Source organism: Amycolatopsis sp. CA-161197 (assembly GCF_050942255.1).
Lineage (GTDB): Bacteria > Actinomycetota > Actinomycetes > Mycobacteriales > Pseudonocardiaceae > Amycolatopsis.
Genome location: NZ_CP192059.1, coordinates 10,007,469 through 10,020,317 on the forward strand (window position 1 = coordinate 10,007,469; position 12,849 = coordinate 10,020,317).

The following is a 12,849-nucleotide window of genomic DNA, read 5'->3' on the forward strand; positions in this document are numbered from 1 at the left end:
TGGGACCCTCGCAGCGTGAGGCCGGCGACGTACTCGGGGTCTCGTTCCGGCGGGTCAGCCAGTTGGCGAAGTCGTCTTGACCTGCCCCTGGTCGACGTGATCGACGCCACAAGCGACAATGGAGGACGTGACCGCCACCTTGAGCAAGCCCGCCCTGCGGATCGGCCCCTATCAGGTCGATCCGCCGGTCGTGTTGGCGCCGATGGCGGGGATCACGAATGTCGCGTTCCGGCAGCTGTGTGCGGAGTACGGGGCGGGCATCTACGTGTGCGAGATGATCACCGCGCGGGCCGTCGTGGAGCGGCACCCCGGGACGATGCACATGATGACCTTCGGCGAGCACGAGAAGCCCAGGTCGATGCAGCTTTACGGCGTGGATCCGAAGACGATGCGCGAGGCCGTGAAGATCATCACCGGTGAAGGGCTCGCGGACCACATCGACTCGAACTTCGGGTGTCCCGTCGCGAAGGTGACGCGCAAGGGCGGCGGGGCGGCGCTGCCGTTCAAGCGGAAGCTGTTCGCGGACATCGTGCGCGAGTCGGCCGCGGCCGCAGCCGAGGCGGGGGTGCCGTTCACGGTCAAGTTCCGCGTCGGCATCGACGACGACCACCGCACGTTCCTCGACGCCGGGCGCATCGCCGAGGCCGAGGGCGCGGCGGCGGTCAGCCTGCACGCGCGCACGGCCGCGCAGCGCTACTCCGGCCAGGCCGACTGGTCGAAGATCGCCGAGCTGAAGCAGGCCGTGACCAGCATTCCTGTGCTGGGCAACGGCGACATCTTCTCCGCCGCCGACGCGCTGCGCATGGTCGACGAGACCGGCTGCGACGGCGTGGTCGTCGGGCGCGGGTGCCTCGGGCGGCCGTGGCTGTTCGGGGAGCTGGAGGCGGCGTTCGCGGGGCGCGAGATTCCGGCCGGGCCCAACCTGGGCGAGGTCGCGCGGGTGTTGCGCCGGCACGCGGAGCTGCTGGTGGCGCACGACGGGCCGACCAAGGCGATGCGTGACCTGCGCAAGCACATGGCGTGGTACTTCATGGGCTTCCCCGTGGGATCCGAGCTGCGGCGCGGGTTCGCGATGGTGTCGAGCCTCGACGAGCTCGACGACCTCATCACCCGCCTCGACTTCGACGCGCCGTTCCCGGAGAACGCCGACGGTCCGCGGGGCCGGCAGGGTTCGCCGGGCAAGGTGACGCTGCCGCACGGGTGGCTGGACGACCCGGATGACGACTGTGTGCCTGAGGCCGAGGACATGCATTCGGGCGGCTGAGCCCGGGCATGGGGCTTTGGGCATGCGGGCTTTGGCTTTGTGCGCCGGTGTTGGTTGCCGACGGAATTCGAACAGGGCCTGTCGCATAATTCGCAGCCAGTGAGCATTTTCGCGCTTCGCTGACCTGATTATTGCGCGGGAAACCACGTGTCGAGTGCGAGTTGCAACGATTGGTTGTCCCCTTCTGCCCAGGCGATGATGCCGTCGGGACGGAGGAGGAGTGCGCCGGTGTTGGTCACTGGGAGGATTTCAACACGGTTCGTCGCATAATTCGCGAAAGCCTGCGTCTCGGGTGTGAGCAGGAGCAGGCCACGGCCGGAGTGCAGGTGTTCGTGCAGTTTGGAGCGCACCCCGTGGTCGTCGGTGAGGTCGAGATCGGACGAGTGCAGGCCGACGGGTTCGGCAGCAGGGTAGGGAAGCTCGTAGCGATGGTCCACACCGGACAGCAGAGCGCTGAAATACCGGTTCACCGCGGGGATTTCCATGAGGTCGCTGACGATGTCGCGCAGGGCGTCGACATGGCGCCCGGGAGCCAGGAGCGCCGACTGCGCACGGGTGTTGTGCAGCACGGCTGCCGCGGCGGGGTGGCGTTCGCGGGTGTAGGTGTCGAGCAGCGACTCGGGCGCGGCGCCGCGGACTACGGCGGCGAGTTTCCAGCCCAGGTTCATCGCGTCGAGCAGGCCGAGGTTCAACCCCTGGCCGCCGCTGGGCGAGTGAACGTGGGCGGCGTCGCCCGCGAGCAGGATTCGGCCGTGCCGGTAGGTGTCGGCTTGGCGCGCCTGGTCGGTGAAGTCGCGGGGTTCGCGGAGGCCTTCGATGGCGACGTCGGCGCCGGTGACGCGACGGATGGCGGCGGCCAGCTCGGCCGCGGTGACCGGACCACGGCTGCCGTTCGTCGCGACGGCGGTGGCCGGGTGACCTTCGCCGGTCAAGCCGTGTGAGGCGATCGGAGCGGCATGGTCGGTCGGCCTCTCCGGCGTGGAGGTAGCGACTTCGGCCGAGACAGCCGGAGCACCAAAGGGATCTCCTCCGGGCGAAGCGGCTGAGACGACCGGGCCACCGCCGGTGACCGGAGTGGACCGGCGGCCTTCGCCAGCCGCGACGACTGGCGCGCTGACGCCCACCGAGGTGGCCGGCTGAGCGTTTTCGACTGGAGTGGGCAGGCGGCCATCGCCAACCGAGACGACAGGTGCGGTGGCGCCGACCGAGGTGACCGGCTGAGCGTTGTCGATCGGGGCGACGGCGCCGGGCGTCGCGGCTGGAGCAGGCGGCGCGGCGTCGGCGAGTTCCGTGACGCCGGCGAGCGAGCCGCCGTGGAGGAAGGTGCCTGTGGGGTAGCGGCCGGGGGCGGGGGCGGGGCTGGCGAAGGAGACCGCGCCGGCGATGGTGCGGAGCAGGGGTGCGGTGCCGGGGAAGGCGAACGGTGTGAGTTTTCGAACGCGGCTGTGTGCGCCGTCGCACCCGATCAGGTAGGGGGCGCGCAGGCGGTGTTCGGCGGCGGACGTGTGGGTGATGGCCGTGACGCTGTCGGCGCCGGGTTCGAGGGCGACGACGTCGTGGCCGCGGAGGATCCGGACACCGAGCGTCTCGGCGTGGGTGGTGAGGAGCCGTTCCAGGTCCGGCTGCCAGATGCGGGTGCCGGGGCGGCCGGGGTCTGGGGCGAGTTTGTGGATGTTCGCGAAGTGACCGAGTTCGGTGCCGTGGTCACGGGTGAAGTCGCGGGCACCGGCGGGATCCGCGGCGGACAGGTGGGGGCCGAGGCCGCGGCGCCACAAGGCTTCGGTGGCCAGGGGGCCGATGCCGCGGGCCTTGCGATCACGCGAGGGTTCGGTGAGTCGTTCCAGCACCAAAGCGCGGCCGCCGCCCAGCTGGACTTCGGCGGCGAGGAGGAGGCCGACCGGGCCGGCTCCGACGACGATGACGTCCGCATCCATGAGAAGCCTCCTTAACTTGTTAAGTGCTACTCTGCTCCTGAACTAGTTAAGGAGTCAAGAAGCATGCCGATCGACGTGCCGGCCGCGGTGCGCACCGCGCTGCGATTGCTGGAGCAAGACGGGCTCGACAAGCTCACCGTCCGGCGGCTCGCCGACGAGCTCGGCGTCAAGGCGCCCGCCCTGTACTGGCACTTCAGTAGCAAACGCGCGCTGCTCGACCACATGACCGGGGCGATCGTCGAGCCGGTGCTGAACCAGTTGCCGGACAAGACCACGCCCTGGCTCGAGTGGCTGGAAAAAGCGGGCAACGCGCTGCACACCGCGCTCCTGGGCCACCGCGACGTGCCGAGCATCGCGATCGGCGCCGACCTGAGCGTGGCCCGGTCGCTGGGTGAATTCGCGGAGCGCGCCGTCGAGGTCCTGCACCGGGCGGGGTTCCCGCTCGCCGACGCGACGCGCGCGGCGGGGGTGTTCGTCCACTTCGTCCTCGGCCGTGCGGTCGAAGACCAGACCAGGCCCGATGAAAGCATGGAGATCCCGTTTCCCGTGATGGCACAAGGCTTGCGCGCTCGCCAAGCCACCGGCGCCACTCCGGCCGACGACTTCCGCTACGCGCTCGGCGTCGTGCTCGCCGGGCTGAACGCGACCCGCCCCACGGCCCCGTGAGTTGCCCCGGCGTGACTACTGACAGGTCGAGAAGCTGTTCGACGGGCTGGTAGAGCCGGGCATCACCCAGCTCGTGCGCTGGTGGCCGGACGGCCCGCAGCTCAAGCCGCTCATGGCCGCCCACCGCATCATCGCCGGCGGGATCAAGCTCTGACCTGCGATTTCATCCGTTCTCCACAAGCTGTCCCCAGGTTGTCCACAGGGGGCTGTGGACAAACGCGAAAGGCCACTCCGAACGCCGGAGTGGCCTTTCACGCGAGCGGCCAGGATCAGGCAGCCGCACCGATCAGCACCGACTGCACCTGGCCGAAGCCGAGGGCGGCGAGGTCCGCGACGTCGTGGGTGACGACCAGGGACTTGCCCGTCAGGTTCGGGCCGGTGTACAGCGTCAAGGTGCCGGAGACGAACTGGATCGAGCCGGTCGCCGGGATGTTGATGTTGACCTTGTCGCCGACGTTGCCGTTGATGCCCTGCGAGCCCTGGGGCTCGGAGAAGTTCTTGCCCGAGTCGATGATCGCGCTGGCGCCGGCGACCGGCGGCTTCGCGGGGGCGTTGTCACCGATGAAGATCGACTGGACGTGGGCGAAGCCGGCGCCGAAGGTGGCCGGGATGTTCGAGACGCTGTCGGTGAGGACCGCGGCGTCGCCGGTCTTGCAGTCGGCGCCGGTCCACAGGGTCATCGTGCCGCCGAAGCTCTGCAGCGAACCGGTGGCGGGGATGTTGACGGTGATGCACTCGCCGCCGTCGCCACCGATGCCCTGGGAGCCCTGCGGCTCCGAGAAGTTGATGCCCGAGTCGAGGATGCCGCTCGCGCCGGAGGAGGCGGGCGAAGCGGAGGCGATGCCGGCACCGCCGAGCACCGCGCCGGCGACGGCACCGAAAGCAGCCAGGGACAGAACAGTCTTGCGCAGCATGGGATTCTCCAGAACCTTGTCGGGTTTCCCGGCTCCGCACCTCGGTGCCGGACACCCGCAGACACGGGTCCCGTCCGGTGAACGGTTCACGATCTTGATGTGACGGCGGCCACATCACCTGGTGAAGGTGAGACAGGGCAACGTACTTGCCCGGAAGAATCCCCGCCCGAAAATCCACTGTGGACGGATACGGTTCGGCCCCGTCACTCCGAAGAGGAGCGACGGGGCCGGGAAATCAGCCTGAAACTCAGTTCTCGAGCTGCTGCGGCTCGCCACCGACGGTGATCTTGCGCGGCTGGGCCTTCTCGGCAACCGGGATGCGCAGGGTCAGCACACCGTCGACGTACTCCGCGGCGACGCGGTCGGTGTCGAGGGTGTCACCGAGGACGAGGCGGCGCGAAACCTTGCCGCGCGAACGCTCGGAGACCTGCACACGGGCGTCCTCGCCGAAGGCGGCGGCGCGCTCGGCCTTCACGGTCAGCACGTTGCGCTCCACGCTCACGTCGATCGACTCGCGGGCCACGCCCGGGAGGTCGAACTGCACGACGTACTCGTCACCGTTGCGGTAGGCGTCCATCGGCATCGTGCGCGGCGAGCTGGTGGGCTGGCCGGCGAAGAACTGCTGGGTCAGGCGGTCGAACTGGGCGAACGGGTCGGTCCGGATCAACATCTGCGTTCCTCCTTCAGGTGGCCTCGATCAGCTCCTGGGCGGCTGACCGGACCTTACGAAGCTGACAACGACCCACTCAACTTAGTTGTTCCCGTTTGACGCACATCACAGTGTGGAGTTGTCAGACGGCCACCACCCGGTGTACAGGTATGAACATGTCCATGGGCGGAAAGAAACAGCAGCTCGTGGGCGACCTCGCCGAGCTCATCCGCTCCGGCCGGCTCGCCCACGGTGACCAGCTGCCCGGTGAGCACCAGCTCGCCGAGCAGTACCAGGTCAGCCGCGGGACGGTGCGCAGCGCGCTGTCCGAATTGCAACACCAGGCGCTCATTTCCACACACGCCGGCGTCGGGTCGTTCGTGACGTTCGACGGGGTCACGCTCGACCAGGGCGTCGGCTGGGCTCGCGCACTTGCCGACTCCGGCGCGCCCGTGACGACGGAGCTGCTCGGCATCACCGAGGTCGAGGACGCCGAGCTCACCCGCCGCTTCACCACACCGAAGTTCGTGCGCGTGAAACGGCTGCTCCGCGATGACACCGGCCGCGGTGTCTCGCTCGAAGAGGCCACCCTGCCGCCCGTCGGGCCGCTGGCCGAGCTGCGCCTGGTCGACGGCTCCATCACGGCCACCCTGCGCGAAGCCGGCCTGCACCCCGTGGGCGGCGACCAGTGGATCACCGCCCAGCCGCTCGACGCCGCTTCGGCCGCGCTGCTCGGCCGCCCCGCCGGAGAGCTGTTCCTCAAGGCCACGCGCACGTCGCTCGACGCGGATTCCCGGCTCGTCGAGCACGTCGTGAGCCTGCTCGACCCCACGCGTTTCAGCTTCCACCTCACCTTCGGCCGGCGATGAGCCCCCGCGACCGCGCGCTCGCCGCGTTGACCGGGCTGGCCGTGGGTGACGCGCTCGGCATGCCGACCCAGTCGATGTGCCGCGCCGAAATCCGCGCCGCGTACGGGACGGTCGACGGGTTCCGCGACGCGATCGCCGGCCAGCCCATCGCACCCGGCCTGCCCGCGGGCACGATCACCGACGACACCGAGCAGGCCCTCCTGCTCGCGCGCCTGCTCGTGGACGGCGGCGGCCACGTCGAGCCACGCGTGTTCGCCGACGCCTTGCTGGCCTGGGAAGCCGACATGGTCCGCCGCGGCTCGGCGGACCTCCTCGGGCCGTCGACGAAGAGGGCGTTGGCCCTGCTGGAAAGCGGCGTCCCCCCGGAGGAGGCCGGCCGCGGCGGCACGACCAACGGCGCCGCCATGCGCGTGACCCCGGTCGGCATCGCGACCCCGGTCGACGACCTGGCCACGCTCGTCGACGCCGTGGCCGAGACCGCGCGCGTCACCCACAACACCTCAGTCGGCCTCGCCGCCGCGACCGCCGTCGCCGCCGCGGTGTCGGCGGGCGTCGACGGCGCGGACCGCATGGCCGCCTTCGACCTGGCCGAACGCGCGGCCGCGCTCGGTGCGGCGCAAGCGCACTGGAGCGCGGGCGGCAGTGTCGCCGCGCGCATCCACTGGGCGCGCGACTGGGTGCGGGGCCTGCGGCGCACCGAGCTGGACGACGCCGTGGCCGACGTGATCGGCACTTCCGTGTCCGCGCAGGAGTCGGTGGTCGCCGCGTTCGCGCTGGCCGAGGTGCTCGACCCGGCCGACGCGCTGACGACGGCCGCGCGGCTGGGCGGCGACACCGACACCGTCGCGGCGATCTGCGGGGCGCTGCTCGGCGCCTGCGGCGAGGAGATCCCGGCCGAGCTCGGCGAAACCGTGGTCCGGGTGAACGGCCTCGACCTCGGCCCGCTCGTCGACGGCCTCGTCGCCGTGCGCAGGACCATCCCGTGAGCCGGTTGATCCACACCGGGCAGGTCGTCGTCGACCTGGTCCTCACCGTGCCGGGGCTGCCGGTTCCTGGCGGCGACGTGCTGGCCACGTCCACGAACCTGCTGCCCGGCGGCGGGTTCAACGTGATGGCCGCGGCCGCGCGCTCGGGCGCCGAGGTCGCCTACGCCGGCACGCACGGCACCGGCAGCTTCGGCGACCTCGTGCGCGCCGCGCTGGAGGCCGAGGGCATCACGACGGCGCAGGAACCCACGGCCAGCGGCGACACCGGCGTCGTCGTGGCGCTCGTGGACCCGTCGGGTGAGCGGACGTTCGCTACGGGCACCGGCGCGGAGGGACGGCTGCGCGCCGACCAGCTCGCGCGAGTCGCCGCCACGCCGGACGACCTCGTGTACGTCACCGGCTACAGCCTCCTGCACGCCGCCAACCGCGACGCCCTGCTGCACTGGCTGCCGGACCTGCCGGGTTCGCGGGTGCTGTTCGACCCCGGCCCATTGGTGTCCGAACTGGACCCGCCAGCGCTGGCGACTTTGCTGTCCACAGTAGACAGCATCAGCTGCAACTCCCGCGAAGCCGAGTCCCTCGACGTCGCCGAACTCGCCGAGACCACGACCGTGATCGTCCGCGACGGCCCCGCCGGCTGCACGATCCACCACGGCGGCGAGGCCACCCGGATCGACGGCTTCCGCGTCACCGCGGTCGACACCAACGGCGCCGGCGACACCCACTGCGGCGTCCTGGCCGCCGAACTCCTGCGCGGCGCCGACCTGCCGAACGCGGCCCGCCGCGCCAACGCCGCCGCCGCGATGTCCGTAACCCGACACGGGCCCGCCACGGCGCCAACGCGTGCGGAACTGAACGAGTTCTGTCGGAATATTGACGGCAACACGGGCGACTTCTACCGTCGCACCGACCAAATATGAACAGGTTCAGATAGGCGGGCATCATGGCCAGGACCGAACAACGGGCACCGGAAACAGGCAGCCGGCTCAAGGTCGAGACGCACGGCATCAACGTGATCGGCGACGCCGAGCGCCGGGGCCGGCCAAGGGATCTGTTCTGGCCGTGGTTCGGCGCCAACGTGTCGATCCTCGGGCTCAGCTACGGCTCGTTCGCGCTCGGGTTCGGGATCTCGTTCTGGCAGGCGACCGTCGCCGGTGTCGTCGGGATCGTGTTCTCGTTCCTGCTCTGCGGCTTCATCGCGGTGGCGGGCAAACGCGGCTCCGCGCCGACGATGACGCTCTCCCGCGCGGCGTTCGGCGTGCGCGGCAACCACCTGCCGTCGGCGATCTCGTGGATCCTCACCGTCGGCTGGGAAACGGTGCTGACCGCGCTCGCGACGATGGCCACCGCGACCGTGTTCGAGCGGCTCGGCTGGGGTGGCGGCACGACGACCAAGGTGATCGCGCTGATCGTGGTCGCGGGGCTCACTGTGCTCAGCGGCGTGATGGGCTTCGACCTGATCATGCGGCTCCAGACGATCATCACGTGGATCACCGGCGTCCTCACCGTGGTCTACGTGATCCTCGTGGCCGGCCACGTGCACTGGTCGGCGGTGAGCGCGGTGCCCGCGGGTTCGGCGCAGGAGTTCATCGGCGCGCTCGTGTTCCTGATGACGGGCTTCGGCCTCGGCTGGGTCAACGCGGCGGCCGACTACTCGCGCTACCTGCCGCGCTCGTCGTCCGGACGCGGCGTGATCGGCTGGACGACGTTCGGCGCTTCCGTGGCGCCGCTCGTGCTGCTGGTGTTCGGGCTGCTGCTGGCGGGTTCGTCGCCGGAGCTGAACTCGAGCATCGCGGCGGACCCGATCGGGGCGCTGACCACGATCCTGCCGCTGTGGTTCCTGGTGCCGTTCGCGATCGTCGCCGTGCTCGGCCTAGTCGGCGGCGCGGTGCTGGACATCTACTCCTCAGGCCTGTCGCTGCTGTCCGCCGGCCTGCGGATCCCGCGCTACGTCGCCGCGCTGATCGACGGCGTGATCATGATCGCCGGCACCGTCTACATAGTCTTCTTCGGCGGCACTTTCCTCGGCCAGTTCCAGGGTTTCCTCACGACGCTCGGCGTGCCCGTGGCCGCGTGGTGCGGCGTGATGCTCGCCGACGTGCTGCTGCGCCGCCGCGACTACGCCGAAGCCGACCTCTACGACCGCCGCGGCCGCTACGGCGACGTGCGCTTCGGCCCCATCGCCCTGATCGTCGTCGCGACGGCCATCGGCTGGGGGCTGGTCACCAACGCGTCCGCGAGCTGGCTGCACTGGCAGGGTTACCTGCTGGCACCGTTCGGCCTCGGCGGCCGCGAGGGCTCGTGGGCGTTCGCCAACCTCAGCGTGCTGGTGGCACTGGCGCTCGGGTTCGTGGTGACGCTGCTGGTCAGCCGCTCGCGCGTGCGCGCGCAGGAGGCCGCCGCGTGAAGCCGCTGCTCGGGGTGATCGACCTGCAGAACATCTTCGCCGACCCGGCGAGCGGCTGGTTCATGCCGGGCTTCGCGTCGATCCTGCCCCAGGTGCGGCGGCTGGTGAACGCGTTCGGGCCGCGGGTGGCGTTCACGCGGTTCCTGGCTCCGGAGAAACCGGCCGGGGTCTGGGTGAAGTACTACCAGCAGTGGCCGTTCGCGCTGCAAAAACCGGATTCACGGGCGTACGCGGTGGTCGACGAGTTCCCCGTGAAGTCCACTGTGGACGCCTACGCGTTCGGCAAGTGGACGCCCGAGATGGCACAGCTGGTCGGCGACGGCGGCCTGGTGCTCGCCGGCGTCTCCACGGACTGCTGCGTCCTGTCCACCGCCCTGGCCGCCGCCGACGCGGGCGTCCCGGTGACCGTGGTGTCCGACGCGTGCGCCGGGGTCTCGGACGAAAGCCACGAGCAGACGCTGGCGATCCTGCGGCTCTATGGGCCGTTAGTGGAGGTCAGGACGACGGACGAGGTGCTGGCGAACTGAACCTGGGCCCCCGGCAGAGAAACCACGCCGGAGGCCCAGGAGATCGGGAACGACCCTACGTCAGCTCATCCTGCCGCTCCGCCGCGATCCGGCGGACGCGGCCGCGGACCCCGAGCCAGCCGGCGACCAGCACCAGCGCCAGCACGGGAATGCTGTAGATCAGGATCCGCCCGGTGGTGCCGCCCCACCAGCTCATCGTGAGGACCAGCAGGAGGAACGCCAGCGTCACGTAGTTCGTGTACGGCGCGCCCGGCAGGCGGTACGCCGGCCGGGACATCTCGCCGCGCGCGGCCTTGCGCGTCATCGCCAGGTGGCAGATCACGATCATCGACCACATGCCGATGATGCCCAGCGCCGAGAACTCCAGCGCGACCTCGAAGGCCTCGCCCGGCACCACGAGGTTGAGCACCACACCGAGCACGTACACCGCGGCGGTCAGCAGCACACCGCCGAAGGGGACGCCGCTCTTGCTCATCTTCGAGGTGAACTTCGGGGCCGAGCCGGCTATCGAGAGCGAGCGCAGGATGCGTCCGGTGGAGTAGAGGCCCGAGTTCACGCTGGACAGCGCCGCGGTGAGCACGATGACGTCCATGATGCCGCCGGCCGCGGGGATGCCGAGCCTCGAGAAGAACGTGACGAACGGGCTCTCCCCGCTCTTGTACGCCGTCCACGGCAGCACCATCACCAGCAGCAGCACCGAACCCACGTAGAAGATGCCGATGCGCCAGGCGACGGAGTTGACGGCCTTCGGGATGACCTTGCGCGGGTTGGCGGTCTCGCCCGCGGTCACCCCGACCATCTCGACTCCGGAGTACGCGAACACGACGCCCTGCAGGATCAGTAGCGCGGGCAGCACGCCGGTCGGGAACAGGCCGCCGTTGCTCGTGATCAGGCTCGGGCCGGTCACCACGCCGTCGACGGGCGTCCGGCTGATCAACACGAAGATCGCCACGACCATGAACACCACGAGCGCGAGCACCTTGATGGCGGCGAACCAGAACTCGAGTTCGCCGAACAGCTTCACCGACACCATGTTCACCGCGAGGATCGCGAACAACGCGATGAGCGCGGGAATCCATTGCTGCAGGTCGGGCCAGAAGAACTGCGTGTACTTGGCCACCGCGGTCACATCGGCGACGCCCGCCGTGGCCCAGTTCAGGAAGTACATCCAGCCGGCGAAGAACGCGGCTTTCTCGCCGAGGAATTCTCGCGAATAGGACACAAAGGATCCGGAAGACGGCCGGTGCATCACCAGTTCGCCCATTGCGCGGACCACGAAGAACGCGATGATCCCGGCCACGGCGTAGACGACGGCCAGCGCCGGACCGGTGCTGTGCAGGCGCGAGCCGGCGCCCAGGAACAGGCCGGTCCCGATGGCGCCGCCGATGGCGATCATCTGGACCTGACGGTTCTTCAGTCCTTTGTGGTACCCGGTTTCCTCGTGCTTGAACGAGGTTTCCGGCGGCTCGGCGACCGCCGTCTGATCCGAGGGCGACATGTGATTCCCCTGTTCTGACAACAAAGTGCGTGTCGTGACGCAGGGGTCGGCCGACCACTGTGTCGTGCCAGATCATGATGTGGTCGGACCGCATCCGGCCGCAACGGGAGCGGCGATAACTTAGGGTTGATTTGAGCTGCGAACCTCAAGCCATTCTCAAATGTGCCCGATAGAACCGAAATTCACGGACTCCCGGGCCGGAAAACGCGAAACGCGTTTCAAGCCCAGCTGTCCGGCTGTGTGCCGTCGACGTCGGTGAAGCCGTACTCGCGGGCCAGCTCCGCCGAGCTCACCGACCGCTGGTTCCACCGTGCGCGCTCCGGGTCCTCGGCCAGCGCCGCCACCGCGCGGCCCACGTACCGGGGCGACTCGGACTGCGCGAAGGGCGGCGGGGCGGTCGGGAGGCCGCCCGGGCGGTCGGAATCAAGCGCGGTGCGCCAGTTTTCCTCGGTGACGCCGTAGTTGTCGAGCATCATCTCCGAACGCAGCCAGCCCGGCGTGATCGCGACGGCCGTGCCGCCGTGCGCCGCGAGCTCGTGGCCCTGCGAGAACGCCAGCCGGTTCACCGAGGCTTTCGCGAGGTCGTAGAACACGGAGATCCGGTACTGGGACGCGTTGTACGCCAGGGTGCCGTCGGTGATCTCGACGAGGAGCCCACCGGGCTGGGAAACGAGCAGCGGCAGCAGGTAGTGCGAGGTCACGAGGTGCGTTTCCACGCCGAGGCGCAGGATCCGCAGGCCGTCGTCGAGGTCGTGCTCCCAGATCGGTGTGTTCCAGTCGGCCGGGCCGCCCTTGAGCCGCTCGGCGCCCCAGATGTCGTTGACCAGCACGTCGAGCCGGCCGTGTTCACGACGGACGCGTTCGCCCAGCACCCGCACCTGCTCGTGGTCGAGGTGGTCGACCTGCCTGGGCACGCCGGTGCCGCCGAGGCTGGTGACGAGCGCGGCCGTCTCCTCGATCGTCTCGGGGCGGTCGTAGTCGGAGTGACCGTCGCGTTCCCAGCTGCTGCGGCCGGTGCAGATCACCGTCGCGCCGGCCTCGCCGAGGGCCACCGCGATGCCGCGCCCGGCGCCGCGGGTCGCGCCGGCCACCAGGGCCACCCGGTTCCGGAGATCAGCCATCACCTCGAGTGTGA

Annotated in this window: 12 protein-coding genes; 7 read left to right on the forward strand and 5 right to left on the reverse strand. The window is 69.9% G+C overall.

Going from position 1 to position 12,849, the window contains the following annotated elements; translation table 11 throughout:
• Positions 1–118 precede the first annotated feature (118 nt).
• On the forward strand, positions 119–1,264 hold the full coding sequence (gene dusB / locus ACQPXB_RS47520; RefSeq protein WP_432848618.1) for a tRNA dihydrouridine synthase DusB: 1,146 nt from the start codon (positions 119–121) through the stop codon (positions 1,262–1,264).
• Between the two features lie 128 nt (positions 1,265–1,392).
• Here the strand turns inward: dusB and ACQPXB_RS47525 are convergent, their stop codons facing one another.
• Positions 1,393–3,198, reverse strand: a complete 1,806-nt coding sequence (locus tag ACQPXB_RS47525) for an FAD-dependent monooxygenase (protein ID WP_432848620.1) — start codon at positions 3,196–3,198, stop codon at positions 1,393–1,395.
• Between the two features lie 63 nt (positions 3,199–3,261).
• On the opposite strand from ACQPXB_RS47525, the gene ACQPXB_RS47530 reads away from it, so the two are divergent.
• Positions 3,262–3,864: a TetR family transcriptional regulator gene (locus ACQPXB_RS47530; RefSeq protein WP_432848622.1), complete on the forward strand. Its 603-nt coding sequence runs from the start codon at positions 3,262–3,264 to the stop codon at positions 3,862–3,864.
• Positions 3,865–4,133: 269 nt separating this feature from the next.
• Here the strand turns inward: ACQPXB_RS47530 and ACQPXB_RS47535 are convergent, their stop codons facing one another.
• The gene (locus tag ACQPXB_RS47535; RefSeq protein WP_386944436.1) at positions 4,134–4,778 is read right to left on the reverse strand and encodes a hypothetical protein; all 645 of its coding nucleotides are present in this window, start codon (positions 4,776–4,778) and stop codon (positions 4,134–4,136) included.
• A 247-nt stretch (positions 4,779–5,025) separates the two neighbouring features.
• Entirely contained in the window at positions 5,026–5,448 is a 423-nt protein-coding gene (locus tag ACQPXB_RS47540) for an Hsp20/alpha crystallin family protein (protein WP_364051779.1), read from the reverse strand.
• 155 nt (positions 5,449–5,603) lie between these two features.
• Between ACQPXB_RS47540 and ACQPXB_RS47545 the strand changes: the two genes are divergently transcribed.
• From ACQPXB_RS47545 to ACQPXB_RS47565, 5 genes are read left to right on the forward strand one after another with little or no spacing between them, the layout of a single operon-like run.
• Complete coding sequence (locus tag ACQPXB_RS47545; RefSeq protein ID WP_432848624.1) at positions 5,604–6,296, forward strand: GntR family transcriptional regulator; 693 nt, start codon at positions 5,604–5,606, stop codon at positions 6,294–6,296.
• The gene (locus ACQPXB_RS47550) at positions 6,293–7,282 is read left to right on the forward strand and encodes an ADP-ribosylglycohydrolase family protein (RefSeq protein WP_432848626.1); all 990 of its coding nucleotides are present in this window, start codon (positions 6,293–6,295) and stop codon (positions 7,280–7,282) included. Before ACQPXB_RS47545 ends, ACQPXB_RS47550 begins: the two co-directional genes overlap by 4 nt.
• Positions 7,279–8,202 (forward strand): PfkB family carbohydrate kinase, encoded by a 924-nt coding sequence (locus ACQPXB_RS47555; protein WP_432848627.1) that lies wholly within the window; start codon positions 7,279–7,281, stop codon positions 8,200–8,202. Before ACQPXB_RS47550 ends, ACQPXB_RS47555 begins: the two co-directional genes overlap by 4 nt.
• Positions 8,203–8,225: 23 nt before the next feature.
• Positions 8,226–9,689, forward strand: coding sequence for a purine-cytosine permease family protein (locus ACQPXB_RS47560; RefSeq protein ID WP_432848629.1), 1,464 nt, complete (start codon positions 8,226–8,228; stop codon positions 9,687–9,689).
• Positions 9,686–10,216, forward strand: coding sequence for a cysteine hydrolase family protein (locus ACQPXB_RS47565; RefSeq protein WP_432848630.1), 531 nt, complete (start codon positions 9,686–9,688; stop codon positions 10,214–10,216). The genes ACQPXB_RS47560 and ACQPXB_RS47565 overlap by 4 nt, the downstream gene beginning before the upstream one ends.
• 55 nt (positions 10,217–10,271) lie before the next feature.
• On the opposite strand, the gene ACQPXB_RS47570 is transcribed toward ACQPXB_RS47565, so the two are convergent.
• Positions 10,272–11,714 carry an amino acid permease gene (locus ACQPXB_RS47570; protein ID WP_432848631.1) on the reverse strand — a complete coding sequence of 481 codons (1,443 nt, stop codon included), beginning with the start codon at positions 11,712–11,714 and terminating at the stop codon, positions 10,272–10,274.
• 218 nt (positions 11,715–11,932) lie between these two features.
• Positions 11,933–12,835, reverse strand: coding sequence for an SDR family oxidoreductase (locus ACQPXB_RS47575; protein ID WP_432848632.1), 903 nt, complete (start codon positions 12,833–12,835; stop codon positions 11,933–11,935).
• Positions 12,836–12,849 lie beyond the last annotated feature (14 nt).

Excerpts from the sequence above, each read along its gene's own strand:
- dusB (WP_432848618.1), top strand. The coding sequence starts at position 119 with ATGGAGGACGTGACCGCCACCTTGAGCAAGCCCGCCCTGCGGATCGGC.
- ACQPXB_RS47525 (WP_432848620.1), bottom strand. The coding sequence starts at position 3,198 with ATGGATGCGGACGTCATCGTCGTCGGAGCCGGCCCGGTCGGCCTCCTC.
- ACQPXB_RS47530 (WP_432848622.1), top strand. The coding sequence starts at position 3,262 with ATGCCGATCGACGTGCCGGCCGCGGTGCGCACCGCGCTGCGATTGCTG.
- ACQPXB_RS47535 (WP_386944436.1), bottom strand. The coding sequence starts at position 4,778 with ATGCTGCGCAAGACTGTTCTGTCCCTGGCTGCTTTCGGTGCCGTCGCC.
- ACQPXB_RS47540 (WP_364051779.1), bottom strand. The coding sequence starts at position 5,448 with ATGTTGATCCGGACCGACCCGTTCGCCCAGTTCGACCGCCTGACCCAG.
- ACQPXB_RS47545 (WP_432848624.1), top strand. The coding sequence starts at position 5,604 with ATGTCCATGGGCGGAAAGAAACAGCAGCTCGTGGGCGACCTCGCCGAG.
- ACQPXB_RS47550 (WP_432848626.1), top strand. The coding sequence starts at position 6,293 with ATGAGCCCCCGCGACCGCGCGCTCGCCGCGTTGACCGGGCTGGCCGTG.
- ACQPXB_RS47560 (WP_432848629.1), top strand. The coding sequence starts at position 8,226 with ATGGCCAGGACCGAACAACGGGCACCGGAAACAGGCAGCCGGCTCAAG.
- ACQPXB_RS47570 (WP_432848631.1), bottom strand. The coding sequence starts at position 11,714 with ATGTCGCCCTCGGATCAGACGGCGGTCGCCGAGCCGCCGGAAACCTCG.
- ACQPXB_RS47575 (WP_432848632.1), bottom strand. The coding sequence starts at position 12,835 with ATGGCTGATCTCCGGAACCGGGTGGCCCTGGTGGCCGGCGCGACCCGC.